Source organism: Sphingopyxis granuli, from assembly GCF_001559015.1.
Taxonomy (GTDB): domain Bacteria; phylum Pseudomonadota; class Alphaproteobacteria; order Sphingomonadales; family Sphingomonadaceae; genus Sphingopyxis; species Sphingopyxis granuli.
The window spans coordinates 3,066,023-3,088,367 of record NZ_CP012199.1 but is presented as its reverse complement, the minus strand read 5'-3'; the positions used below and the strand labels follow the sequence as shown (position 1 = coordinate 3,088,367).

Genomic DNA, 22,345 nt, shown 5'->3' with positions numbered 1-22,345 from the left:
GATGAGGGAATAGTTTCATAGCGCGCAGCAGTTCCGTTTGCGCCAGACCAGATAGCCCATGTCTTCGCCGATGGCGGGATAGACCTGGCCTGCCGACATGAGGGTGGTGGAGGCGCCAATGGGCGCGCAGGCGTAGCGGCCCTTGGTCTGTGGGTTGGGATTGGTGGCCTGGAAGCGGTATTGCTGCTTCCTCATCACCGGCATCAGATACTTGCCGCAGAGCCCCTTGCTGCCCATCGTGCCCCAGGCGACGAGTTCGCGGTGGAGCTTGTAGGAGAAGCGGGCGAGGGCGAGCCGCGATGCCTGGACATGCCCGATCGTCGCCGAGACATTGCCATTCAAAGGATACATGCTGCCCTGGCATCCCGCGCACCAGAAGAGTTCGTCGGTCGGGAGCTTGGCCGTCGCAGCAACGCAGTCAGCCGCACAGGCCGCAAGCGCGAGCGGGTTGGCGAAGAGCACGGCCTCGGGGTTGATGATCGCGGTGAGCTCGGAATCCTGCCAGAGCGGATCGATCTCGGTGATGTAGAGAATGTCGACCGAGCCCTGCTCGAGGCACAGAAAATCGGCAACGATCTCCATCCAGTAGATCAGGGGATAGGCATACCAGTGGACATGCCACTGCGAATTGTACTGCGTCGCGCCGCCCACCGCCGAAGGACCGGCCATCGACTTGAACCCGATGTCGAAGCCGGGATCGAGTTTCATCCCGCCGAGATTGACGAAGCACCAGGGCTTCATGCTGACGTCGGCAAGTCGCACCGGCTCCCAGAAGCCCATGGCGATGCCCGGCCGCAAACCGCAGAGGCAAACGGGAAGCGTCGGGTTGCTCGTGTCGGGACGGCTCGACGGCCAGATCTTCAGACCGCCAACCGAGATCGGAAACAGGCACGACCAGCAGATGTCGGTGATCGGATTGACGAACTTGCCCGTGCAGCGGCCCGGACCAGCAGATGCCTGCGCTGGCGAAGCCGCAGCAAGGCTGAGACTGCAGGCAAGGAGCGCGCAGCATATCCATGTGAGAAGACGATTTTTTCTGCTCATGACGATGCGCGCTCCTTGGATCGAACCGGCTGCTCGGTGATGATGAGCACGCGGCCCTGCTGTTCGACGGTTGCGGGCACGGCGCGGATGCCGAAATGCTTCACGAGGCTGCCGCCCTGGTCGAAATAGAAGCGGCGCTGGCGGGCCTTCATCAGTTCAAGCGGCGCGCCGCGAACGAGGATGAGTTTGGCCCTGGTGCTGGCATAGCGCCGGGTTGCCCAGGCAAGCTGCTCGGGATCATCGCCGTCGAGGAATACCAGCGGCACACGCAGCGGTACGGTGTCGAGCGGATTGACTCGTGTTCCGGCCGCCACGATCACCCGGCCCTTGTCGTCGGCAATGTCGCGCTCGACGCTGATCGTCGGATCAAACCGCCAGCTACGCGCCGCCGCCGCGGCACTGATCCCCGCGACCGGCTCAGGGCGGTTGACGCGCGCGATCGTTCGCCGCTTCAGTTCCTCGTTGAGCTTGGCGGTCTCGCCGGTCTTCTCGAGATGGGTGAGGCGCGCATGGATTTGCTCGAGCAGGTCAGGCTCGATCACGGACCAGACCGTGCCTTGCTGGCCGTAGTCGCGGGCGCCTGCCGGCGCGGCCATCAGAAGACCGGCTACGAGGAAAGGGGCGGCGCGAAGCGGTGTCACAGGATCGGCCTCCCGACCCCGAGAATGCGCCTGGCGCAGATCCACCCGATCGCCGCATAGCGGCTGTCGAAGCCGTCCTTGTGCGCGGTGGTGACGAAAAAGCAGCCTTGAGGCACCACGCCAGTCGGACCGAGCGCCAGCGGCTCGCCGAAACGGCTTGCGCGCTTGGCTACCGCAACCTTGTGGCCATTGACGAAGAAGCTGCGCTCCTTCTCGGTCACGATATCGCCTGGCATGCCGCTCACCTTCTTGCCGAACGGCTTGGGCTTCTTGCCGAAGTGCCTTTCGAGCAGCGGCGAGGCGGGCGGATCGAACAGAACGATCTCGCCGCGCTGTGGCAGCGCGCCGCGATCGAGCCAGATCGCCCAGTATGGCAGGCTCGGACTGGCGTTGATCATCAGCGCATGATCCTTCGAGAAGGCGGCGAGCGAGGTGAGCGCGAGCGCTGCCGCACCAAGCCCTGCCCACAGCGCGAGGCGCCGCCCGGTTGGCGAGTGGAGGACAAGATCAGCGGCGCGCATCGGGAATGGACCTCACGCGGCGCGCGACATCGGCGCGCACGGCTTCGGTGAGATCAGGCGTGCTGCCGGCCACCACCGCTTCGGCGACGAGTACCGTGCGGCCCTCGCGGCCCAGATGTTCGACCGAGGCTTCGACCGCCTGGAGATAGGCCTGGACGCGCATCTTGGTTTCTTCTGGCGGTCGGCCTGCGCGCGCCTCGGCTTCGATGAAGTCGCCCATGATGCGGCTCAGCTGCACGGTCACCACTTCGCGCTTGTCGAGCGCGAGCAGCTTGTCGGTGGCCCAGACGCCCCAGAGCGCCGAGCCGACCATGCTCAAACCGAGCGCGACGGCGGTCCAGTTAACCGCACCCATGCGGCCGCGCAGGGACTGTGTTGCCAATATGTTCTTCACAGCTTTTCTCCCGAAAGCTCGCGCTCGAGATCGTTGATGAAGCGCGGCAGGCGCCAGACCACGACGAGCGTTGCGACACCGATGAGGACGAACTTGAACTCGTCGAGGAAGCCGAACTGGCGGCCTTGCTCGGCGCCGAGAAAACGGTCCGAAATATTGGCGAGATGGGCGAAGAAGACCCCGGCATCTCCGCCGGAAATTAGAAGGAAGAAGAGCAGCGGCAGCCCGAGCGCCATGAGGTAGCTCGAGGCGAGGAAGGTGCTGCCGCGAAGCACGATGTAGCAAAGGTCGGCTGCATGGGAGCGCCAGCACTTTGCCGGCAGATCGAGGCTTTCGCCGTCGGCACGTGCATCTTGGGCCCGGTCGATCGGCGTGACGAGATGGAGTGGCATCGGTTTTGGGTGTCCTTGGATGGAGGGAGAAGTCAGGTTCGATTGGGAAAGGCGATCCGTTCGATCGCGTCGGCAAGCTGGTGGCCGCGCGCGATTTCGGCATCGATGGCGGCAAAGGTCTGGGGCGAGCTTGAGAACAACGTCGCCGAATAGTCGTCGAGGACGAGCCGGCCGATGGCTTCGGTCTCCGGGCCCTTGATGAAGACTTCCGAATAGTCGCTGCCCGAACGCTTCAGGCTGCGGATCAGGGTCTCGGTGCGGTCGTCCATGTCGAGGCGCTTCGACGCCTTGAAATCGGCGATCGTCTCGGGCTTCTGCTGGAGGATCAGCATCCAGTCGCTGTTTTCCAGCGCAGCGGTCGCCCCATCGGACTTGTAATAGTCGTTGAGTGACTGCGTCGCGGTTGCCAGCGCCCCGCCATATTTGCGGCAGGTGCGGGCATAGGTTTCGACGAACTCGCCCATCGAGCCGCCCTTGAGCATCGACCACGCCTCGTCGATCAAGAGCAGCTTCCTCACCGAGCGCGGGCTGCGGGTCATGGCCTGGCTGGTCATGAACATGATCGCCGAGAGTACGACGCTGCGCAATTCCTCGCGGGCGGCGAGGTCCGACATCTCGAAGACGGTAAAGTCGGTGTCGAGATCGAGGCTCGCATGGCCTTCGAAGAAGGCGCCATAGGTGCCGCCGGCCATGTATGGCGCGAGCGCGGTGGCGAGGTCGCTCGCGGCTTCATTGCCGAGACCGGCCAGTGCTTCGCCGACGCCGGTGATCGAGGCATCGACGCCCCGTTCGCTCCAGACCATGTTGACCGCCCGGTCGATCAGGCCGCGCTCGGTGTCGCTCAGCTTTGCGCTGTGCCGCGCCATCTGGCCGACAATGGCCTTGACCATGCCGAAGCAGTCGAGCCGGTAATCCTCGTCTTCGGCCGCGCGCTCGCCGTCGATCATCGAGAACGGATTGAGGCAGAAGCCCGCCTTCATCGTGAACTCGACGAACCGGCCGCCTTGCAGCTTCACCGAATGCTCGAAACTGCGACCGTCGTCGATGACCACGACCTGCGCGCCAGCGCCGCGCAGCGCCGCGCACATTTCCTGCAGCAGCACAGACTTCCCCGAGCCGGATTTGCCGCAGATCGCGACATTGTGGTTGCCAGCATCGTTCTCGAACGGCGACCAGAAGAAGGGCTGGCCGCGTCGGCCCACGAACAGCAGGTGCGGATGGACGCTGCCGAGATACTCGCCCTGCATGGGAGCGATATTGGCCGCTGTCGTCGACAGCACGGTCTTGAAGCGCTTGAGGCGCTCCATGTCCGCGCCAAGCCCATCGGCCAGCGTCATTGGCATGGCCGCGAGCAGCCCCTGGATCTGCAGGTATCGCTCATCGGCAAGATCCCAGCCCGCCGCCTTGTAGATCGACTTGATCGCGCGTTCGTCGCGGTCCCCGCGGCCGAGCGGGGAGTAGGTCGTCAGACCATAGAAGACCCGCACCAAACGTCGGCCTTCCTGCAGCTCGGATTGCACATGCTGCCACTCGGCTGCCTGCTCGCCGATGCGGGGCAGAAAACGCGCGCTGCGCGTTCCGGCAAGGCTCGTCGTACGCATGAATTTGAAGCCGGCCTTGGCCGAAGCGGCTTCCTGGTCGGGATAGACGAGGCACAGCATCGTCGCCGCCGGGCAGGGGAAGCGCAGCTTGTCGGTGAACATGTCGCCGATGAGCCGCGCGCATTCCCACGGCGCCCAGCGCTGGGGCATGTTGCGCGAGGAAAAATGCCGAACGTCGAACGCGTCGGGATAGACCGTGCCGATCTCGGGAACGCCGTCTTCGATCTTGCCCGTCGCACGAAACCGCTCGGTGACGAGCCGCATCCGGTCTTCATGGATGACGAGCTCGATATCGTGCCGGATCGCCTGGGCCGCGATCGCGTCATTGGGATTATAGGGCACAGCGTCGTCCTGCGGCGCGGTCGTCGGCGAGGTCAGGTCGTCGATGATCGCAATCAGCTGCTGCGGCTCGACTTCGGCAACGCCCAGATTGAGCGACTTCAGCATTGCGATGAGGCCGTCGCGGGTCTGCTTGAGATCCTCATTGCTCACCGCTTTGGCAGCGGGCACGCCGACCGAAACGATCACCTGATGATGTCGCGCGTGGAACGGCGCGTCCTGCGAACCCGATTCCCAGACGAGGCCGTAAAGCCGACGCGCGCGGTGGCGGGCAATCGCCTCGTAGACGCCGCCCTGGACATAGCGCGGCGCAAACCAGGGAGCGACGATCCGGCTGATGCGCGGAGACGCGAGATGCAACACCTGGAGGCAGGCCCCGGGTGGCAGGCCCTCGGAGAAGAACGATCCAAGGATCTCGCCGGTACGCTCATCGGCACCGATCAACGGCGTGACAGCAAGGACAAAGCCCTTTGATCGCGCGTTGAAATATAGCCGGCTCGTCGGATCATAGATCCGGTAGGGAAGCCAGTCCGACAGCAGATCGAGCATCAGGGCAGGCCGGTCCTGTTCAGCGTGCTCGGCATCGCCCAGAAGGCCGGTGAGGAGCCTGTCGACGATCGTCTTGAGTTTCTCGGCCATCACTTGGGCTCCTTTTGTGCCTTGGCGGCGTTCTTGGCGGCCTCGATCGCCTCGATGGTCGGGAAGATTAGCGGGGCTTTGTCGGCAGATGGCCGAGGGGTTCGATCATGCGGGGGCTGCGCCATGTCGAACCCCTCGACCGCCGGTGCGCTCGCACCGGCAACCGCCTCGCGCGCCGTGGAGGGGAGGACCAGCGGCGAGGCAGAGGGGATGTCCTCGAGCGAGGACGAAGGCTGAAAGGGCTGACCGAGATCGAACGTCTCGGCTTCGGACTGTTCGGCCGGGGGAAGGGTAGTGGCTTCGTTCAGGAGATCGCTCTTGGCCTGTGCGGCCTTCAGCTGGCGCCTGAGCTGCCGCATCAGCGGCGGGGCGGTATCCTCGCCTGCCTTGCGGCGCAATTCTGCGGCCCAGCGCGGATTTTCGACGACCGCCCAGGCGACCGCATCGTCGTGCAGCGTCCCGGTTTCATCGATGTGCGCCGGAAAGACGATCCTGAGTGTACGCTCGGAGGTGCGGCCTTGGTCACCGGATGCGACGGGGACAGGAGGACGCAGGCCGTCCTGGACCGGTCCGGTTGCGGACAAATCCTTGGTCGCGCGCGCATCGATCACCTGGCTGGGTGCGCAGTCGCCCTTTGGGGCACGGCAAGTGAAATCGCCTTCGATATTGGTTCCGAAGGTGGCGCAGCCGCTGGTCAGCACGGCAAGGCAGGCAGAGGCGAGAATACGGCGGGAAAATCCCATGACGATTATCCTTTCTTGGCCGGAGCGGGGGCAGCCGCTTTTGCGGGCTTGAGGAATTCGCGGAGCACGGAAGCCGGGCGATACCCTTCAAGGATCGCGCCATCCGACGGGCGTACGATCACCGGCGTTCCGTTGAAGCCATGGGCCTTGGCAAAGGCCTCGTTGGCATCGAGCCCGCTCGTGTCACACGGCTTCGGGTTGGCGAGGGCGAGACCCGAATAGGCCATATGCAGGGACAACTCGGGGCGCGGCGAGCACAGCACCCGTTCGGCATCGCGGCGGCTGTCGGCCCCGAAGATCGAAATGGGCCGCTCCTCGACGCGCGCGCCGATCGCTTTCAGTTCGGCCTCGAGCTTCTTGCAGTAGCCGCAGTGGAAATCGGAGAAGACGACGACCTTGGGGCCGTTGGCTGGTCCCCAGGTGATCGCGCCGTTGGCGGGCAGGCCGGCGAGCGATACCTTCTGCGGGGTGGCGCGCGGAACGGGCTGGCTTTCTTCGTTGGCATTGCTCCGCCGTGCCCCGCCCGCTGCCAGCAAGTCCGGGTTGAGTGCGAGGAGACGGGCTGCCGTCAGGTCCTGACGCGCCTCCATGTCGTAGATGCGCCCGATCACCAGATATTTGGCCGCGCGATCGACATAGAACAGCGTCGATTTTGAGGCGACTTCGCACAAGCCGCCAAGGCCATCGCAGCTAATGGCATCGATCGGCGTCTTCGGGAGGCGCAGCTTGAGCGCGGCGCGCACCTTTGCCGTGTCGGGAGCCTGGGCCGGGGAGGCGAGGCTGGCCACGCCCCAACCCGTTGCGGCTGACAGGGCGACGACGGCAGCAACGGTCGCCACCGGTCGCAGCCAGCGCCGCGGCTTGGTGGGGGTTGGATCGTTTGCGGCAGGGGTCATTGGGAGTTCCTCACGTAGACGCCGTCGAGGAAGACGATCTCGACATCGATGCCGGTCGGCATCTCGACGACGGGTTGGTATTGTTCGGCGCGCTCGATCAGATATTTGCTGACCGTATCGGCGGCATCGGCAGCGCCCTGGCCGAGCCCACCGCCGAGGATGTCGCCGGCAGAGAGCTTCGAGCGAGTGCCGTCGGCATTGGTCGTGACGCCGGAGAAGACGCTGTTGGCGTTCGCCGAAAAGCCGCGCCCGAACCCGCCGACAATCCCGGCAAGCAGAGCCTGGCTGACAAGGCTGCCCTCGCGGCTGACGACACGGCCACGCACGCCCGATTTTCCAGCAAAGCTGATGAAACCTTTGACCTCGCTCACCGCGACGCGCCCGCCGGGCTGGTCGCAGGTCATCCGCGCCAGCTTCACATAGACCTTCTCGGACGAGAGATCGCCGCGCGCTGCGCCATTGACGATGCAGCCCTGAAGCCGCGTGGTCAGAACCTTGCCGTTCTGCATGACCGATCGCGCCGGACCGGTAATGCGCAGCACCACGGGTAGCGGATCGGTCTGGCTCGCGACCCCCGCCGACGCATCGACGCCGACGATGACCTTGGCAGGAGCATAGGAATTGGGCGGGAGATAGTCCGGCGAGTCCTCGACCACGACCGGCGGCGCTTCGGGGCGAGCCGCTCGCAGTCCAATGGCTCCTGCCTTGTCGGAGGTGAAGCTCATGAGTTTGACTTCGCCGGGACCAGGCAGGCCGGTTTCGCTCGCGCCCAACGCGGCACCCGCGGGAGCAGGCTGAAGCGGTCGACCGCGCGCATCGTAGCCACCCGCCTGCGGGCCATAGGCCGGTGGCGGCAGGCTTGCGGCTGCCGGGGCGGACTGGCTGGCAAGGCGCGACTTGAGATCCGCGTTCTCAGCGGAGATCGCATCGATCGCGGCCTGGCCGTCGACTCGCATGGCCTGGTTCTCAGCCTTGAGCGCAGCCAGCTGGGATTCGATTTCCTCGCGCGGGAGGCTCGCGTCCTTCATGGCCTTCTGCTCGCGGGTGACGGCATCGAGACGGTTGCCGTAAGTCGCGACGAACTCGCGCTGCGAAAGGTCGCGATTGATGAGTCCTGCGGTGTCGATGGTCTGCGCGGCGGTGGGATCATCGCTCTTCGCGCCGTCGTCGCCGCCCAGGATGAACCAGCTGCCGCCGACCAGCGCGAGTGCGCCCAAGGAACCAAGCAGAAGCTTTTGCCGCCGCGCGGTCTTCGCGTTGAGGCTGGTCACCGGCGATGGCGATGCCGGATCGGCCTGGACCGGGTTTGAGTTCGTGGGAGCATCAGTCATGGCCCAACCCTCCGTTCGAACCGACGATGAAGGCGACCGTGCTTTCTCCCGATTTGAGAGTGGGCTGAGCGATCGAGATTGCGAGTGTCTGGGATGACGCGAGATCCGCTTCGGCAAGCGTCAGCGGCTTGCGGCCACGGTTCGCCAGGCGGATGACCTTTCCGGCGAGCGCGCTGCCGCGGTAATCGGCGATGAGCTGGATTTCGAGATCGCCGACCCGTGCCGGAAGGGCGGAGGACTGCCTGACTTCGAAGCCATCGACCGTCTGGTCATTGGCCATGGCCTGGATGAGCCGCACTGCGCTCGTCTCCAGCGGCGTTTCGCTTTCCCAGCCAGATGCCTTGTTTGTCGCGATCGCCGGGTTGGTGATGAAGACCTGCACTGCCGGGACAGGCTCGACCTGGCAGGAAACCTTGTAGACGAAGCCCTTCTTGGTCGTGGCGAAGAAGCTGATCGACCGCGCCGAATAGGTCTCGGGCACTGACACGTAGATGTCGCCGCGCAGCGGTTCGTTGGTAACCGCAAAATCGTTGTAGGGCGTGCCGGTCGAGATCTTCGAGACGCTGGCAAACTGGTCGTCGATAAGCGCGAAGCGCGTCAGCTCGCGGGCCGACACGGCGCATTCGATGCTTGCTCCATCTGCAGCCTGTTTGAACTGATCGGCGGCCTGAGCGCCGCTTGCTGAAAATGCGAGGATGGTACTGGCACAAAGAGCCAGGCTCCACGCGCGCGTCTTGCGTCGGTAAGCCATTACTGGGCCTCCTTCGTTGGGTCTTTGGGGGGCAACTGGCTGAAGCCTGACAGCGCGAGACGCAGGCCCCGGTAGGTCCAATTGAAGCGGAAACGGCGTTCGTCGCTCGCGATGACCTGGGCGCCGACAAAGGTCTTGAGCGTGCCTGTCACATCGGAAGTCAGCCCCTTGGGGTCGACGGTCATCGACCGGATGACGAAGGCCTGGGTGACATCCGAACCCCGTTGCTCTTCGACAATCCGGACGAGATCGGCCTTGAGGCGCCCGTAGCTTGCCGGATCGGCGAGTTTCAGGATCTCGTCCATCCAGTAGTCGAGGCCCTCGGGGCTGCGATTGAGGAGAACGAGCGCGGCATCGCGGGTCACGAGTTCGAGATAGTCGGCCTCGACCCCCGCGCTGCTGACAGTGAGCTGCTTGGGGAGCGTTGGAAGGAGGACGACTTCGCGGTCGCGGGTGGTAGCAAGGCTGACCGCTACGACGAGCGCAATGCCAAGTCCGGCGCTGGTGAGCGCAAAGAGGTTGCGCTGGCGCAGCAGCGACTGCTGACGCTCGTGTGAAATGTCGGCAAACATGGATATCTCCCCTCAACCGGCAAGCAGGCGGCAGTGGGAAGGCGGCGTCGATTTCAGACCCAATAATCCGGCCGGCAGATACCAATAGGCGGCATGGGCTACCCAGGAGCTGGCGCGTCCTGCTTTTGCCTTTCGCAGCGCGAACCAGGCGCCGAAGGCAACGATGATGCCGACAAAGATATGCTGACTGAGGATGCCCCAAGTGAAGGGGATGAGCATCCCGGCGAACTCGTCGATGGTCCAGAAGCCGATGAGCTCCGGATCGTCGAGCCGACGCGGGATGATATATGGGTCTGCCATGGCGACGCGCCTTCCCGTCCGATGCGTCAGATGACCGCGGTGACGACCGAGGTGACGATCGGAACACCCGTGCCGACGCCGATGCCGACACCGACCGGAACAGCGACCTGTCCGAGCGAGAACCGGCCCGAGGCGAGACCGATGAGGCCGCCTGCAAGACTGAGGACGGTGATGATCTTGCCGCCCGAGCCTTCGAGAAAATCGGTGAATTTCGTCAGGGCAGGGGTGAAGGTCGTGTCGGCGCCAGCGTAGGCGGCGCTCGCGGCCAGTGCTGCGACCGCAAGCGGTACCGCGAATGTCATGGCCCGCCCGAACTTCGAGGGGTTCTGATCAATGGCGCCGGAACGCCGGGGGAGGGTGAGAGACTGCATATGGAGCTCCATCTGGAGGGGGAAACCCAGCGTTCTTTCGTTCGCTGTGTGTTCCACATGCATCTAGGAAATCGATGTAGGAAAGTCGGATTGCTGGTGGAGCTGAAGTGGCGGACGGATATGGACGCATCGATTCGACGGCGTCGGCGATAATACGCATAAACAGCGACTTATTTCGTAATCAGCGTCGACGAATCCCGACAAGAGTGGCGGTGATTATCGGCGACTCGGGTCTAGGGACTGATTCGCCTAGAAACGAGATGTTCCGAAAATGTTCTTTTCATTTTCCTACATGGATCACGCGCGATATGGCTACGACTCGGTTCCTCATCGTTGGAGTTTTTGTCGATGCACCAGCCCGCGCCATTCCGAGGCGAAGCCAACACCAGCCTCGCGCACATTCTTGCCCATGCAATCGAGTCGTCTGACAAGCCCAAGCACCAGATTGCTCGAGAGGTCGGGATCCACCGCGAGACGCTGCTTCGCGTGATGCGCGGCGATCGGCCGATCGGCCTTGATGAAGCCGCGCGCGTTCTTGACGTGTGCGGCGCTTTTCCCCGCGCCAGCATGATCCTTGCCTTGGCAGGTCAGGAGGATCTCGCCTGCGAGTGGATGCGCAGCGAGATGGGGGAGTTCCTTGAGGACTTCTTTACGGCCTTGCCAGGGCAGCTCGAACGCACGCTTGGGCGACGCGTCGAAGATTTGCGACCGCGGTGGGCGAATGGCACTTCGCAGCTCGTTGCCCGCATGCTTGCCAAGCACATCGATGATTTTGCCAACCGCGACATTTCGATGTCGCTGCCGCGCTGATCCAATTCACCTCGGAGGGGACCGAGAAATTGACCCGACAGGAGCGATCATGAATGCACATCCCCAGCCTACCGAGGACGGCGCAAGCGCAAACCAGGCGTCGCCACAAGTCCCCCCGCCGGCAAGGCTTTTGCGGCTGCCTGAAGTCATCGACCGCGTTGGCCTGCGTCGTTCGGCTATCTATCAGCGGATGAGCGAAGGCCGCTTTCCGAAATCCCGTTCGCTCGGCCCCAAATGCGCTGTCTGGGTGGAAGCAGAGATCAACGACTGGATCGATGAAATTGCAAGACGCAATACTTGAATATTCAAGGGGGGGATAGCGAGGCCTTTGGAAATCCCGAGGGCTATAAAGTCGAGCAATGATTTCATCGTGTATGGAGTTTTAAGCCTCTTGCCCGTCCACCCGGGCCTTCAAGACGACCATAGTCGAGAAAGATCGCAGTCGGGTGTTATTACTCGCCCGGGGTGTCGACAGCCTCAACCCAGGCTTGCTTCTCGCCATGCCGGCACAGCGTCGCGAAGGACGCGCCAGGACGATCTGAGAAAGATGAAGGCAATGAGCCCACCCACCACAATGTCGGGCCATACTGAACCACTCATATGGACCAGACCTGCAGCGACAATGACACCGAAGTTGGAAACCACATCGTTCCGCGAGCATTCGAATGTGCTGCTCATATTCACGTTGCGGTTGCGGAAGCGCCACAGTAGCGCAAGGCACACGACATTCGCGGCGAGCGCGGTACCTCCGAACAACAGCATGAGCGACGATGATGGCGGGACACCATTGACGATCTTGTCGGCAATCTCCCAGAGTACTGCTGCGCCAAAGACGAAAATGATGATCCCCTTCACGATTGCCGCGCCAGCCTCCCATTGCGCTCCGCGATGCAACGCGTAGAGGCTCAAGGCGTAAACCACACCATCTCCGAACATGTCGATTGAATCTGCCATGAGCGCAGATGATTGCGCGACCACCCCACCTGAAAACTCGACGATGAACATCGCGAAATTGATCGCCATTACAATAATGAGAACGCGACGCTGATCCCGTTTTGTCGCCATCTCAGCGATCGCTTCGCTCTTCTTCGAGCAGCAGTCATCAGCCATTTGAACCCTCTAATTACGACGGAACGAATGGGATGGCCGATGCCGGTCGCTGTCGTCTCCGTTGATTGATTGCACACTATGAACCTTGTAGGAACTACAAGGTCAAGAGGGCGACGGTCAGGACCAACACGATGAGGATCGGAGAACTTGCTCGCGCAACGGGCGTGAGTGCGGAGACAATTCGCTTCTACGAACGCGAGGGCATTCTAAAGCGGCCGGCTCGCACTGCGAGCAACTATCGCGACTACGGAAAGAATGATCTGGCATTGCTCAAATTCATCCGTGCCGCGCGCGATCTGGGATTCTCGATGGCGTAGGTGCGTGAGCTACTGGATTTAGCAGACGACCGCTCCCGATCGTGCGTCGCAGTAGACGAGTTGGCTCGTGCGCATCTTGCCGACGTTGACCGCAAGATCGCGGAGCTTTCGTCGCTTCGCAACGAACTCGCCCGATTGCTGTCGAAATGTGAGCAAGGCTCTATTGAAGACTGTCTGATAATTGAAGCTCTCGGACAGCAAGGATAGCGCGAGTGAGGCCGCGCTCATTCGGTTCGCTTGAGTTGCCCTATTTGCTAGTCCGTCGGCGAGGAGGGTGAACGGTGAGCAGCGACATGGAGGCACATTGGAACCGGGTCTACCGGCAAAAAGGTAGCAATGGGGTTAGCTGGTATCAGGAGAAGCCCACACTGTCTCTCGCAGCCCTTGATCGCTTCGGTGCGCGGCCCACGGATGCACTCATTGACGTAGGTGGAGGAGCGTCTTCGCTTGTCGACCATCTGCTTGACCGTGGCTGGGAGGATCTTTCTGTACTCGATCTAGCGCAGTCGTCACTTGATGCGGCCCGTTTGCGACTGGGTGATCGTGGCGAACAGATCGTGTGGATTCGTGCGGATATCACGCAGTGGACGCCACCCCGCAGCTATGACGTCTGGCATGATCGGGCTGTTTTTCATTTTCTGACGGAGCCGGCCCAGCGCTCAGCATACAAGGCTGCACTTGCGCAGGGTCTCTTACCGGGAGGATTGGTCATCATGGCAACCTTTGCCCCTGACGGTCCGGAAAAATGCAGCGGTCTGCCTGTCGTACGCTACGACGCGGAAGGTTTGCAGGCGGAACTCGGCGACAGCTTTGAATTGCTGGAGGACTGGCGCGAAGAGCACGTTACCCCGTGGGGCGACAGACAGGCTTTTGTCTGGTGCGTATTTAGAAAACGATCATGAGAGCACGACGAACAAAAGGCTGGCAATAGGTATGCCAGCTTGATCGCATTCGCGGCTACGGGTATCGAAGCCTGGTGACCATCCTGCGCGCCTTTGCCGTATTGTGCATGAGCTTCGGCCTGTTCGTGCAGGTCGCCGCGCATGCGGCTGCAGTCCCGCAACTCCAGGTGGCCGAAATGGATTGCGCGGAAATGCACCAATCGGCTCCCGGTCAGATGAGCATGCAGGATCAGGTTCCCGATGACAGCGGGCCTTGCAAGAACAAGACGCTCGACTGCCTTGTCGCGATGAACTGCATCCCCCCGCTGTTCATGTCGGATACAACGGCCGGTTCGGTCGCTCTTCAGTTCCATCGGCCTCTCTACCAGGCATCGGGCAAGGACTGGCTCCCGGGTTCGTCGTCCGCACCTGAACCACCCCCTCCAGAAACAATTTCCTGATCTTCGCTAGTGCGGGCGCTGCCCGTGCTCCCCGACTCCAGCAAAGCTTCGTGCTGGCCTGGAGTGCGAAGCCGTGGCGGCAGGGCCGCTAACGGCGAGCCAGGAATTCAGACATGAGGTATTTCCTCGCATTCTGCGGGGCTTTGATGTCGGGCATGTCGCCGGTATTGGCCCGGCCGGTCAGCTACGACGAAGCCTTGCGCGGCGCTGTTCTGGGACAGCCGCAAGTAAGATCGCGCGAACTGCAACTCGATGCGCGTCGCAGCGCCGCCGATGCTGCCGACGAACTGCCCGATCCGACACTGCGCGCGGGCATCCGCAATCTTCCCGTTACCGGCCCCGATCTCCTGGACCCGACAATGATGACCATGCTCGAGGTCGGGATCGAACAACAGATACCCAATCTTGCGGAGAGGCGCGCAAGGGCCGGTATCGCCACTGCCGATATCGAAACTGCCAGCGCCGAACTTGCCCGTACCCGATATCTGGCGCGACTGGGGGCAGGCGAATCCTGGGTTCGGCTGGCCTATGCCCAGCGTAGGCTGGTGGTCGCGGATACTGCGCTCGATCAGGTTTACGAACTTGTCCCTGTCTCCCGCAGCGCGGTCTCATCGGGCTCGGCGCGCCCCGCTGAAAGTCTCGAGGTTCGCCGCGCTGTTCTCGAGATCGAGGACGCACGAACTGCCATCGAAGCCGACGAGGCGGCGGCGCAGGCGCAGCTTGCACGATATATCGATGAAACCGATGCGGTCGCGGCAGGCGAACCTCCTTCCGCCGAAATCGATCCCGAAGAATTACGGCGAAGTCTAGCGAACCATCCAGAGATCCTGCTTGCGGGTGCCCAGTTACGCGAGATGCAGGCAAGGGTCGATCTCGCCCGGTCCGACAACCGGCCCGATTTCGGAGTGAGTGCCAGCTACGGGGTTCGCGAACGCCAGTACGGCGATATGTTCACTGTCATGGGGAGCATAACGCTTCCCCTCTTCGGCAAGCATCGCCAGCAACCGCTGATTGCTGCCGCGGACGCAGAAGCCCAGGCCGCAATCGCCAATCGCGAAGACCGGATGCGAGCTCTGAACGCTCGGTTCGAAGCCGATCTTGCCGTTTGGCGAAGCGCTTTTCGCCAATGGCAGAGGGCACGCGAGGAACTGCTGCCATTGGCCAGGGACAGGGTATCCCTCGAAACTGCCAGCTATGCCGCCGGACGTGCCGACCTGATCGACGTCATCGCGGCGATCAAGGCGTTGGCACTCCTCGATATCGAAATCCTGAGGCGTGAGGAGGCCACCGTGGCAGCCGCCACGAGGCTCCGCCTGGCTTACACGGAGGATGTTCAATGACAAATGCGTGGAGCAGGCTCACCCCGCGTCACAAATCGTGGATGGTCACCGGCGTTATCGTCCTGACGACCTTTGCTGCCGGATACGGAATTGCGCGACTGGGAACGCAGGGCGATTCCACTGTTGCCGTAAGCGCTGATTGCGAGGACGTGCTGTACTGGTACGATCCGATGGTGCCCGGTCAGCATTTCAACGAGCCCGGCAAATCACCGTTCATGGACATGCAACTGGTGCCCAAATGCGCTGGAGAGGAAGCATCGACCGGTGTGCGCATCGATCCGGGACTGGTCCAGAACTTTGGCATTCGCACTTCGGCTGCCGAATATGGCGTCCTTGAACCGGAAATCACGGTCACCGGGGTGCTTGCCTATAACGGCCGTGATGTCGCCATCGTGCAGCCACGTGCGGGGGGATATGTTCAACGCACTTATGGCCGCGCTCCTGATGATGTCGTGGCCCGCGGTGCCCCTATCGCCGACATTCTCGTTCCCGAATGGGGCGGAGCCCAGGAGGAATACCTCGCAGTGGCCCGCACCGGGAACAGCGAACTTGCTGCGGCAGCGCGTGAACGGATGCGGTTGCAGGGCATGTCCGACTCCCTGATTTCTTCGGTCGCGCGCAGCGGACGCCCTCATTCCACTATTACGGTTACAGCTCCTATCAGCGGTGCAATCACCGCGTTGGGAGTGCGCTCGGGAATGACGGTCGCCTCGGGCCAGACGCTGGCCGAGATCAGCGGGTTCTCACCCATCTGGCTCGAGGCCAATGTTCCGGAGGCGCATGCTAGCTCCGTGAGGGTTGGCCAGCCAATCGAAGCGAGCCTGACCGCCTTTCCAGAAGACCGCTTCAGCGGCCGTATTGTCGCCATCTTGGCGACCGCGCAGGCTGCGAGCCGGACGATCACCGTTCGCGCGGAACTCTCCAACCCCGGCGGGCGGCTGAAACCGGGGATGTTTGCGCAGGTCACGCTCCTACCCGAACGGCGCGAAGCGCTGCTGATCCCGTCGGAGGCGGTAATCCGTACCGGCCGGCGCACTATCGTCATGCTGAAGCAGGATGCCGGGGGATTTGCGCCGGCGGAGGTTCGGATCGGCCGGGAAGCGAACGGTCGGACCGAGGTTCTCGCCGGACTCGCCCCCGGCGAGGAAGTGGTAACTTCCGGGCAATTCCTGCTCGATTCCGAAGCCAGCCTGACTGGCCTCGATATCCGGCCAGTCGACGCGGCTAGCGGGGACACAGGCAGTGGCGGCGGCGCGCGCACTCAAGGTGCCGGTAACGCGACCCTTAGCGCAACGGGGACGATCGAGAAGATCGGTGAGCGCTCAATCACGCTTAGGCATGGACCGGTACCGCGACTCGATTGGCCGGCAATGACAATGGCATTCGCCGTTGAGGGCAGCGCGCAGCTACGCGGACTGAAACGTGGCGACCACGTTCGCTTCACCTTTACGCAGAGCGAGGCCGGACCACGCATCGCGTCGATCACGAAGGTGGATCAATGATCGGCCGGCTTATCGACTGGTCGATAGCGAACCGGCTGTTCGTAGTCCTCACAGCGATTGCCGTTACGCTTGGCGGGCTTTGGGCTGTCCGGACTACGCCGGTGGATGCCATTCCAGACCTGTCAGATGTGCAGGTGGTGGTTCGATCCAACTATCCCGGCCAGGCACCGCGGATCGTAGAGGACCAGGTTACCTATCCGCTTGCCACGACGATGCTGTCGGTGCCGGGCGCCAAGACAGTGCGCGGTTACTCGATGTTCGGCGACAGCTATGTCTACATCATCTTCGAGGATGGCACCGACCTCTACTGGGCGCGTTCGCGCGTCCTTGAATATCTCAACCAGGTGCAGAACCGGCTCCCCGATGGGGTGACCAGCACATTGGGACCGGATGCCACCGGCGTAGGTTGGATTTACGAATACGCGCTTGTCGACCGGTCCGGCGGGCATGATCTCTCAGGCCTCAGGTCGCTCCAGGACTGGTTCCTGCGATACGAGCTCAAGACCATTCCGGGCATTGCCGAAGTTGCCAGTGTCGGGGGCATGGTCAGGCAGTACCAGATCGTGCTCGATCCCTATCGTATGGCCTCCTTCGGGGTGACCCATGCCGAGATTGTGAGGGCGATCCAGGCCTCCAACCAGGAAACCGGCGGGTCGGTGGTCGAGATGGGCGAAGCCGAATACATGGTTCGGGCGTCAGGATATCTTACTTCGCTTGACGACTTCAGGCAGATCCCACTTAGGACCGTTGGTGTCGGCGTCCCGGTCACGCTCGGTGATGTCGCGACGATCCAGGTCGGGCCGGAAATGCGTCGGGGCATCGCCGAACTCGACGGCCAGGGCGAAGTTGCCGGCGGGATCGTGGTCCTGCGCCAGGGCGCCGATGCGCGTAGCGCGATCGCAGCAGTCGAGCAGAGGCTCGCCAGCCTACAGGCCAGCCTGCCGCAGGGTGTCGAAATCGTCACGACCTACGACCGGTCACGGCTGATCGATGCCTCGGTCGAGAACCTGACACACAAGCTCATCGAGGAGTTCATCGTCGTGGCGCTCGTGTGCGCCCTGTTCCTGTGGCACGCGCGCTCGGCTCTCGTCGCCATAGTGACCCTGCCGTTAGGCGTCCTTGCCGCCTTCGTAGTCATGCGGTTTCAGGGCGTGAACGCGAACATCATGTCGCTCGGCGGCATTGCCATCGCCATCGGGGCAATGGTCGATGCGGCGGTGGTGATGATCGAGAACGCTCACAAGCATCTGGAACGCTGGGAGCAGGAAAATCCTGATGTCGTTCTGTCGGTCAAGGAGCGCTGGCGCATCATCGCCGATGCCTCCAAGGAAGTTGGCCCGGCACTGTTTTTCAGCCTGCTTATTATCACGCTGTCGTTCCTTCCCGTTTTCACCCTGCAGGCGCAGGAAGGACGGCTGTTTGCACCACTCGCCTTCACCAAGACCTATGCGATGGCGGCGGCTGCGATCCTCTCGGTCACGCTGGTGCCGGTGCTCATGGGCTGGCTGATCCGGGGCAAGATTCCCTCGGAAGACAGCAACTTTATCAATCGCGGGCTGACCCGGGCTTACCGGCCCGGCCTCGACTGGGTCATGCGACGACCGAAGCTGACACTTGCCATCGCGGGAGCCATTTTCCTCACCACGGCCATACCTTTCACCCGGCTCGGCGGCGAATTTCTGCCCCCGCTCGACGAAGGGGACCTGCTTTACATGCCGAGCGCCCTGCCTGGCCTGTCTCCGGCGGAAGCCTCCGCGCTCCTCCAGCGAACGGACCGGCTGATCAAATCAGTGCCGGAAGTCGAGACGGTGTTCGGAAAGGCGGGGCGGGCGGACACGGCGACCGATCCTGCTCCCCTGACGATGTTCGAGACCACCATCCGCTTCAAGCCGCGCGACGAGTGGCGTGCCGGAATGACACCCGACAAGCTCGTCGAGGAACTCGACAGGGTGGTCCAGGTGCCCGGTCTGGCCAACGTTTGGGTCCCTCCGATCCGCAACCGGATCGATATGCTGGCTACCGGCATCAAGAGTCCGATCGGCGTCAAGGTGTCCGGCGAGGATCTGGGCGAGATCGAACGGGTAGCGCTGAGAATAGAAGATATCGCCGGAGATATACCGGGTGTCAGCTCGGCGCTCGCCGAGCGGTTGTCGGGCGGGCGCTATGTCGATGTCGACATCGACCGGGCAGCGGCCGCCCGCTATGGCCTCAACATTGCCGACGTGCAGCAGATCGTCTCGGGCGCGATCGGCGGTGCAAATGTTGCCCGGACCGTCGAGGGGCTGGCGCGCTATCCGATCAATGTTCGCTATCCGCGCGAAATCCGCGACAGCATCGACGAATTGCGGGCGCTCCCGGTGCTCACGCCTTCGGGTCAGCAGATTACCCTTGGCACTATAGCGACTTTGCGCGTGAGCGACGGGCCACCGATGCTCAAGAGCGAACAGGGCCGTCTGACCAGCTATGTCTACGTCGATGTGCGCGGCCGCGACCTTGCTGCTGTGGTTGCGGATCTCCAGCAGGCAGTAGCGAACAAACTCGAAGTGCCCCCGGGTGTCAGCCTGTCCTACGCGGGGCAATTTGAATACCTTACGCGCGCCTACGAGCGGCTGCAGGTCGTGGTGCCCGCAACGCTCGCGATCATCTTCCTGCTACTTTATCTTATATTCCGGCGGGTCGATGAGGCACTGCTGATCATGGGAACGCTGCCGTTCGCCCTGACAGGCGGATTCTGGCTTCTTTATCTGATGGGCTACAATCAGTCCGTCGCAACTGCGGTCGGTTTTATCGCGCTCGCCGGGGTCTCGGCAGAATTTGGCGTGGTCATGCTCATCTATCTGAAAGCTGCGCTGCAACGGCGTGGCGAAGACCCCGCCGGCAATGAAGTCGGAGAAGCGATCCGAGAAGGGGCCCTGCTGCGCGTGCGGCCCAAGGCGATGACCGTGGCGGTTATCCTCGCCGGCCTTTTCCCGATCCTCATCGGGAGCGGAGTCGGCGCAGAAGTCATGAGCCGCATTGCCGCGCCCATGGTGGGCGGGATGATCACCGCGCCGCTGCTCTCAATGTTTCTGCTGCCCGCAGCCTACCTGCTGATGCGGCAGCCGAAAGCTAATCCCACGAAAGACAAAGGAGATGAAGAATGCGTACCCCAACCAGGTTGATGATTGCCATCATCCCATTCGCACTTGCTGCCTGCAGCGAACAAAGCGAGCCGGAGCAAAGCGAGAATATGCCCATGGCGTCCCAGGATATGCCTATGAACGGCGCCATGCCGATGGGCGGGCAGATGGGCGAGGCGATGGGACAGATGGCTAATGCGCAAGGCACCGTTACAGCTATCGACGATGAGGCCGGAACGATCACGATTGATCACGGCCCGGTTGAAGCAGTCGACTGGCCTGCCATGACGATGGCCTTTGAAGCGGACGAAAGCGAACGGATGAAGGTCAAGGTGGGCGACGAGGTCACCTTCGGCTTTCGCATGGCCGACTCAGGAAGCGAGATAACCTCGATAGAAAAGAAGTGATGCTGGTGGGGAACGGCCAAGCATCCAACGCCGCCGTTCGCTGCAACTCCTGCTTTCACTTTTCAGCGGTCGATAGGAGCCGACAGGAGCAACTCGGCTCACAGCCGATCGATTGCCGCTTCAAGCTTATTCTTGACCTGGTTCGCAGCCTTTTTCAGTTCTTCGTTGTCGATCGCACTCATCGAGGCGACCGGGTTGATGGCAGCAACTTCGATCTCTCCGGAGGGCAGCTGCTGGACGATCACGTTGCATGGCAACATCGTGCCAACCTTATCCTCAATCTGCAGTGCTTCGTAGGCGAGAGCCGGATTGCAGGCGCCAAGAATTCGGTAGGGACGGAAATCGGCCCCGATCTTTTGCTTCAATGTCTTGGACATATCGATTTCGTTGATGATCCCGAATCCTTCGGTTCCGAGCGCGGAGCGAACACGTTCGAGTGCCGCTTCGATCGGGCCATCGAGTATTTTTGAATAGTAGTAGCTCATATCTAATTTCCATCTCCACGACGCTCCGCCCGTTCGAGAAGCCGGAGCATTTCTGCGCGGGCCAACTCGGTGAGCGGATGATCGACTGCGTCTGGTCTCGGCCGGATCTCGTCCGCCCGCTCTCGTACGCGCCTACGGGTTTCCTGGTCCGATCCGGCAAGGACGGCGAGCAGAAGGTTCTCCATCGCGATCATGCGAATGCGCATCTGGACGAGCTCCGCATGTCCGGGCTCGCTCGCATCCCAGTGACCATCAACGCCCGGTGTTTCGTTCCCGTCGCTATCCATCATCATCTCCGCAGTTGTTTCCGGAAACAACACCGGGCACCCCGGGTCGTCCGGTGCCACAAGTCACATTATGCCGGACATTTGACATAGCCACGGTAGCCGATCTCGTCGTTCGCCTCTGGAGGAACGACGATCACTTCCATCGCTTGCATTCCAGCGTTGCCTGTTTCGTCAACGGCGCGTGTCGCGACGAGAAGATTGTCGCTGGTGAAGCGATCCTTTCCAGCTGCCTGCAAAGGAATGAGCTTGCCGTTGAGTTTGATGAACCCCTCGCCCCCGGCCTCGTAAATGAAACTGGGAAACCCGACCTCGGTGAGCCGGAAGACGCAGCGGCCATCGGTGCCGCCGATCGCCTTGACGTCGGCCGGGGTCATTGTTTCGGGTTTGATGATCGCTGTTGCGACATTGGCGAGCGCGACTGAAGCGGGTTCGATCGCGGCAGGACTGGCCGGAGGTTCGAGTTCGGCTTCCCGGTCGTTGCCCGGGGCGGTGTTCTGGTTGCAGCCCGCAACACCGAGCGCCAGCGCGGAGGCCGCGAAAATGATCCTGTTCACTGGACGTCTCCTTCCTGTGGTGCCGGCGAAGAGACCGCTGCTGCGGGGGCCTCGAGCCACTCCGGCAGACGCTCAGACGTGCGTTCGCCATTCTCGCGTATATCGGCGATCAGGTATTTCATCTGCGCAATTTCACGCCGCTGCGCGACGATGATGTCGTGTGCCAATTTACGGGTACGCGGATCGCGGAGGTGCGCACGTTCGCTGGTCATGATCGCGATCGAGTGGTGCGGGATCATGGCCGACATGTAGTCCACATCGTCGATCGTGCTCTGACTGCGCACCAGCCACAGAGCGAGCGTAAAGACGAGTGCGCCCACTCCGATGATGATCATGTTCCTCTTCCGGTCTTTGTACATGCCCCACATAAAGAGAAGCATGACCACCATCATCATCGCGCCCATAACAAACATCATCCAGAAGCGTGTTTCGCTCCAGAAGAAATGATCGGCATCATAGGTGTTCGCGTACATGAGGAAAAACATGATGACGGTCGACGTTGCGACCATCGCCATGAAGCGCCAGTAATTGCTGCCG

General features: G+C 62.3%; 28 protein-coding genes. 10 read left to right on the top strand and 18 right to left on the bottom strand.

From position 1 onward, the window contains the following. Positions 1 to 15: 15 nt before the first annotated feature. The 13 genes from traU to SGRAN_RS14250 are packed head-to-tail and all read right to left on the bottom strand — an operon-like array spanning position 16 to position 10,535. Positions 16 to 1,044 (bottom strand): conjugal transfer pilus assembly protein TraU, encoded by a 1,029-nt coding sequence (traU, locus tag SGRAN_RS14310; RefSeq protein ID WP_054529575.1) that lies wholly within the window; start codon positions 1,042 to 1,044, stop codon positions 16 to 18. Beyond that, the gene (gene traW / locus SGRAN_RS14305; protein WP_082737273.1) at positions 1,041 to 1,685 is read right to left on the bottom strand and encodes a type-F conjugative transfer system protein TraW; all 645 of its coding nucleotides are present in this window, start codon (positions 1,683 to 1,685) and stop codon (positions 1,041 to 1,043) included. Before traW ends, traU begins: the two co-directional genes overlap by 4 nt. Then, positions 1,682 to 2,206, bottom strand: a complete 525-nt coding sequence (locus SGRAN_RS14300; protein WP_054529577.1) for a S26 family signal peptidase — start codon at positions 2,204 to 2,206, stop codon at positions 1,682 to 1,684. Before SGRAN_RS14300 ends, traW begins: the two co-directional genes overlap by 4 nt. Next, entirely contained in the window at positions 2,193 to 2,600 is a 408-nt protein-coding gene (locus SGRAN_RS14295; RefSeq protein WP_054529578.1) for a type-F conjugative transfer system protein TrbI, read from the bottom strand. Before SGRAN_RS14295 ends, SGRAN_RS14300 begins: the two co-directional genes overlap by 14 nt. Further along, positions 2,597 to 2,992, bottom strand: a complete 396-nt coding sequence (locus SGRAN_RS14290; protein WP_054529579.1) for a hypothetical protein — start codon at positions 2,990 to 2,992, stop codon at positions 2,597 to 2,599. The genes SGRAN_RS14295 and SGRAN_RS14290 overlap by 4 nt, the downstream gene beginning before the upstream one ends. Before the next feature lie 32 nt (positions 2,993 to 3,024). Continuing rightward, a complete protein-coding gene (gene traC, locus SGRAN_RS14285) occupies positions 3,025 to 5,571 on the bottom strand; it encodes a type IV secretion system protein TraC (RefSeq protein WP_067184701.1) in 2,547 nt (848 codons plus the stop codon). Then, positions 5,571 to 6,314 carry a conjugal transfer protein TraV gene (locus tag SGRAN_RS14280; RefSeq protein ID WP_054529581.1) on the bottom strand — a complete coding sequence of 248 codons (744 nt, stop codon included), beginning with the start codon at positions 6,312 to 6,314 and terminating at the stop codon, positions 5,571 to 5,573. The genes traC and SGRAN_RS14280 overlap by 1 nt, the downstream gene beginning before the upstream one ends. 5 nt (positions 6,315 to 6,319) lie before the next feature. Beyond that, a complete protein-coding gene (locus tag SGRAN_RS14275; protein WP_082384425.1) occupies positions 6,320 to 7,210 on the bottom strand; it encodes a DsbC family protein in 891 nt (296 codons plus the stop codon). Next, positions 7,207 to 8,541 (bottom strand): TrbI/VirB10 family protein, encoded by a 1,335-nt coding sequence (locus SGRAN_RS14270; protein WP_054529582.1) that lies wholly within the window; start codon positions 8,539 to 8,541, stop codon positions 7,207 to 7,209. Before SGRAN_RS14270 ends, SGRAN_RS14275 begins: the two co-directional genes overlap by 4 nt. Beyond that, a complete protein-coding gene (locus SGRAN_RS14265) occupies positions 8,534 to 9,292 on the bottom strand; it encodes a type-F conjugative transfer system secretin TraK (protein WP_067184698.1) in 759 nt (252 codons plus the stop codon). Before SGRAN_RS14265 ends, SGRAN_RS14270 begins: the two co-directional genes overlap by 8 nt. Next, the gene (locus tag SGRAN_RS14260; protein ID WP_054529584.1) at positions 9,292 to 9,864 is read right to left on the bottom strand and encodes a type IV conjugative transfer system protein TraE; all 573 of its coding nucleotides are present in this window, start codon (positions 9,862 to 9,864) and stop codon (positions 9,292 to 9,294) included. The genes SGRAN_RS14265 and SGRAN_RS14260 overlap by 1 nt, the downstream gene beginning before the upstream one ends. A 12-nt stretch (positions 9,865 to 9,876) precedes the next feature. Further along, the gene (gene traL, locus SGRAN_RS14255; RefSeq protein WP_007011018.1) at positions 9,877 to 10,164 is read right to left on the bottom strand and encodes a type IV conjugative transfer system protein TraL; all 288 of its coding nucleotides are present in this window, start codon (positions 10,162 to 10,164) and stop codon (positions 9,877 to 9,879) included. Positions 10,165 to 10,190: 26 nt separating this feature from the next. Next, entirely contained in the window at positions 10,191 to 10,535 is a 345-nt protein-coding gene (locus SGRAN_RS14250; protein WP_054532073.1) for a TrbC/VirB2 family protein, read from the bottom strand. A gap of 348 nt (positions 10,536 to 10,883) precedes the next feature. Between SGRAN_RS14250 and SGRAN_RS14245 the strand changes: the two genes are divergently transcribed. After that, positions 10,884 to 11,345 (top strand): transcriptional regulator, encoded by a 462-nt coding sequence (locus SGRAN_RS14245; protein ID WP_067187099.1) that lies wholly within the window; start codon positions 10,884 to 10,886, stop codon positions 11,343 to 11,345. A 49-nt stretch (positions 11,346 to 11,394) separates the two neighbouring features. Continuing rightward, positions 11,395 to 11,646: an AlpA family phage regulatory protein gene (locus SGRAN_RS21795; RefSeq protein WP_054529586.1), complete on the top strand. Its 252-nt coding sequence runs from the start codon at positions 11,395 to 11,397 to the stop codon at positions 11,644 to 11,646. 176 nt (positions 11,647 to 11,822) lie between these two features. Here the strand turns inward: SGRAN_RS21795 and SGRAN_RS14240 are convergent, their stop codons facing one another. After that, positions 11,823 to 12,455, bottom strand: a complete 633-nt coding sequence (locus SGRAN_RS14240; protein ID WP_054529587.1) for a cation transporter — start codon at positions 12,453 to 12,455, stop codon at positions 11,823 to 11,825. Between the two features lie 131 nt (positions 12,456 to 12,586). Here SGRAN_RS14240 and SGRAN_RS23180 point away from each other — a divergent pair, with 131 nt between their 5' ends. The 8 genes from SGRAN_RS23180 to SGRAN_RS14210 all read left to right on the top strand — a co-directional run bounded on the left by SGRAN_RS23180 (position 12,587) and on the right by SGRAN_RS14210 (position 20,482). Beyond that, positions 12,587 to 12,772, top strand: coding sequence for a MerR family transcriptional regulator (locus SGRAN_RS23180; protein WP_311879938.1), 186 nt, complete (start codon positions 12,587 to 12,589; stop codon positions 12,770 to 12,772). Then, complete coding sequence (locus SGRAN_RS23175) at positions 12,773 to 12,979, top strand: MerR family DNA-binding protein (protein ID WP_311879937.1); 207 nt, start codon at positions 12,773 to 12,775, stop codon at positions 12,977 to 12,979. Between the two features lie 74 nt (positions 12,980 to 13,053). Beyond that, a complete protein-coding gene (locus SGRAN_RS21790) occupies positions 13,054 to 13,674 on the top strand; it encodes a class I SAM-dependent methyltransferase (protein WP_210434145.1) in 621 nt (206 codons plus the stop codon). Between the two features lie 74 nt (positions 13,675 to 13,748). Beyond that, entirely contained in the window at positions 13,749 to 14,114 is a 366-nt protein-coding gene (locus SGRAN_RS14230) for a hypothetical protein (RefSeq protein ID WP_054529590.1), read from the top strand. 113 nt (positions 14,115 to 14,227) lie between these two features. Continuing rightward, the gene (locus SGRAN_RS14225; RefSeq protein WP_054529591.1) at positions 14,228 to 15,454 is read left to right on the top strand and encodes a TolC family protein; all 1,227 of its coding nucleotides are present in this window, start codon (positions 14,228 to 14,230) and stop codon (positions 15,452 to 15,454) included. Continuing rightward, complete coding sequence (locus tag SGRAN_RS14220; protein ID WP_067184696.1) at positions 15,451 to 16,956, top strand: efflux RND transporter periplasmic adaptor subunit; 1,506 nt, start codon at positions 15,451 to 15,453, stop codon at positions 16,954 to 16,956. Before SGRAN_RS14225 ends, SGRAN_RS14220 begins: the two co-directional genes overlap by 4 nt. Then, positions 16,953 to 20,117 carry an efflux RND transporter permease subunit gene (locus tag SGRAN_RS14215; RefSeq protein ID WP_067184691.1) on the top strand — a complete coding sequence of 1,055 codons (3,165 nt, stop codon included), beginning with the start codon at positions 16,953 to 16,955 and terminating at the stop codon, positions 20,115 to 20,117. Before SGRAN_RS14220 ends, SGRAN_RS14215 begins: the two co-directional genes overlap by 4 nt. Further along, a complete protein-coding gene (locus tag SGRAN_RS14210; protein ID WP_237233518.1) occupies positions 20,096 to 20,482 on the top strand; it encodes a copper-binding protein in 387 nt (128 codons plus the stop codon). The genes SGRAN_RS14215 and SGRAN_RS14210 overlap by 22 nt, the downstream gene beginning before the upstream one ends. Positions 20,483 to 20,580: 98 nt before the next feature. Here the strand turns inward: SGRAN_RS14210 and SGRAN_RS14205 are convergent, their stop codons facing one another. The 4 genes from SGRAN_RS14205 to SGRAN_RS14190 all read right to left on the bottom strand — a co-directional run bounded on the left by SGRAN_RS14205 (position 20,581) and on the right by SGRAN_RS14190 (position 22,317). After that, a complete protein-coding gene (locus tag SGRAN_RS14205; protein WP_054529595.1) occupies positions 20,581 to 20,967 on the bottom strand; it encodes a DUF302 domain-containing protein in 387 nt (128 codons plus the stop codon). A 2-nt stretch (positions 20,968 to 20,969) separates the two neighbouring features. After that, the gene (locus SGRAN_RS14200) at positions 20,970 to 21,260 is read right to left on the bottom strand and encodes a hypothetical protein (protein WP_237233517.1); all 291 of its coding nucleotides are present in this window, start codon (positions 21,258 to 21,260) and stop codon (positions 20,970 to 20,972) included. Between the two features lie 62 nt (positions 21,261 to 21,322). Continuing rightward, positions 21,323 to 21,808, bottom strand: coding sequence for a DUF6692 family protein (locus tag SGRAN_RS14195; RefSeq protein ID WP_067184688.1), 486 nt, complete (start codon positions 21,806 to 21,808; stop codon positions 21,323 to 21,325). Then, a complete protein-coding gene (locus SGRAN_RS14190) occupies positions 21,805 to 22,317 on the bottom strand; it encodes a DUF305 domain-containing protein (protein ID WP_054532075.1) in 513 nt (170 codons plus the stop codon). The genes SGRAN_RS14195 and SGRAN_RS14190 overlap by 4 nt, the downstream gene beginning before the upstream one ends. Between the last annotated feature and the right edge of the window lie 28 nt (positions 22,318 to 22,345).

What these genes read in the sequence shown, in the direction of transcription:
- SGRAN_RS14290 (WP_054529579.1), bottom strand. Translation starts at nt 2,992, where the DNA reads ATGCCACTCCATCTCGTCACGCCGATCGACCGGGCCCAAGATGCACGT.
- SGRAN_RS14210 (WP_237233518.1), top strand. Translation starts at nt 20,096, where the DNA reads ATGCGTACCCCAACCAGGTTGATGATTGCCATCATCCCATTCGCACTT.
- traU (WP_054529575.1), bottom strand. Translation starts at nt 1,044, where the DNA reads ATGAGCAGAAAAAATCGTCTTCTCACATGGATATGCTGCGCGCTCCTT.
- traL (WP_007011018.1), bottom strand. Translation starts at nt 10,164, where the DNA reads ATGGCAGACCCATATATCATCCCGCGTCGGCTCGACGATCCGGAGCTC.
- SGRAN_RS14205 (WP_054529595.1), bottom strand. Translation starts at nt 20,967, where the DNA reads ATGAGCTACTACTATTCAAAAATACTCGATGGCCCGATCGAAGCGGCA.
- SGRAN_RS14215 (WP_067184691.1), top strand. Translation starts at nt 16,953, where the DNA reads ATGATCGGCCGGCTTATCGACTGGTCGATAGCGAACCGGCTGTTCGTA.
- SGRAN_RS14220 (WP_067184696.1), top strand. Translation starts at nt 15,451, where the DNA reads ATGACAAATGCGTGGAGCAGGCTCACCCCGCGTCACAAATCGTGGATG.
- SGRAN_RS14265 (WP_067184698.1), bottom strand. Translation starts at nt 9,292, where the DNA reads ATGGCTTACCGACGCAAGACGCGCGCGTGGAGCCTGGCTCTTTGTGCC.
- SGRAN_RS14270 (WP_054529582.1), bottom strand. Translation starts at nt 8,541, where the DNA reads ATGACTGATGCTCCCACGAACTCAAACCCGGTCCAGGCCGATCCGGCA.
- SGRAN_RS14225 (WP_054529591.1), top strand. Translation starts at nt 14,228, where the DNA reads ATGAGGTATTTCCTCGCATTCTGCGGGGCTTTGATGTCGGGCATGTCG.
- traC (WP_067184701.1), bottom strand. Translation starts at nt 5,571, where the DNA reads ATGGCCGAGAAACTCAAGACGATCGTCGACAGGCTCCTCACCGGCCTT.
- SGRAN_RS14300 (WP_054529577.1), bottom strand. Translation starts at nt 2,206, where the DNA reads ATGCGCGCCGCTGATCTTGTCCTCCACTCGCCAACCGGGCGGCGCCTC.
- SGRAN_RS14200 (WP_237233517.1), bottom strand. Translation starts at nt 21,260, where the DNA reads ATGATGATGGATAGCGACGGGAACGAAACACCGGGCGTTGATGGTCAC.
- SGRAN_RS14245 (WP_067187099.1), top strand. Translation starts at nt 10,884, where the DNA reads ATGCACCAGCCCGCGCCATTCCGAGGCGAAGCCAACACCAGCCTCGCG.
- SGRAN_RS14190 (WP_054532075.1), bottom strand. Translation starts at nt 22,317, where the DNA reads ATGGTCGCAACGTCGACCGTCATCATGTTTTTCCTCATGTACGCGAAC.
- SGRAN_RS14240 (WP_054529587.1), bottom strand. Translation starts at nt 12,455, where the DNA reads ATGGCTGATGACTGCTGCTCGAAGAAGAGCGAAGCGATCGCTGAGATG.
- SGRAN_RS14280 (WP_054529581.1), bottom strand. Translation starts at nt 6,314, where the DNA reads ATGGGATTTTCCCGCCGTATTCTCGCCTCTGCCTGCCTTGCCGTGCTG.
- SGRAN_RS21795 (WP_054529586.1), top strand. Translation starts at nt 11,395, where the DNA reads ATGAATGCACATCCCCAGCCTACCGAGGACGGCGCAAGCGCAAACCAG.
- SGRAN_RS14260 (WP_054529584.1), bottom strand. Translation starts at nt 9,864, where the DNA reads ATGTTTGCCGACATTTCACACGAGCGTCAGCAGTCGCTGCTGCGCCAG.
- SGRAN_RS23180 (WP_311879938.1), top strand. Translation starts at nt 12,587, where the DNA reads ATGAGGATCGGAGAACTTGCTCGCGCAACGGGCGTGAGTGCGGAGACA.
- SGRAN_RS14250 (WP_054532073.1), bottom strand. Translation starts at nt 10,535, where the DNA reads ATGCAGTCTCTCACCCTCCCCCGGCGTTCCGGCGCCATTGATCAGAAC.
- SGRAN_RS14275 (WP_082384425.1), bottom strand. Translation starts at nt 7,210, where the DNA reads ATGACCCCTGCCGCAAACGATCCAACCCCCACCAAGCCGCGGCGCTGG.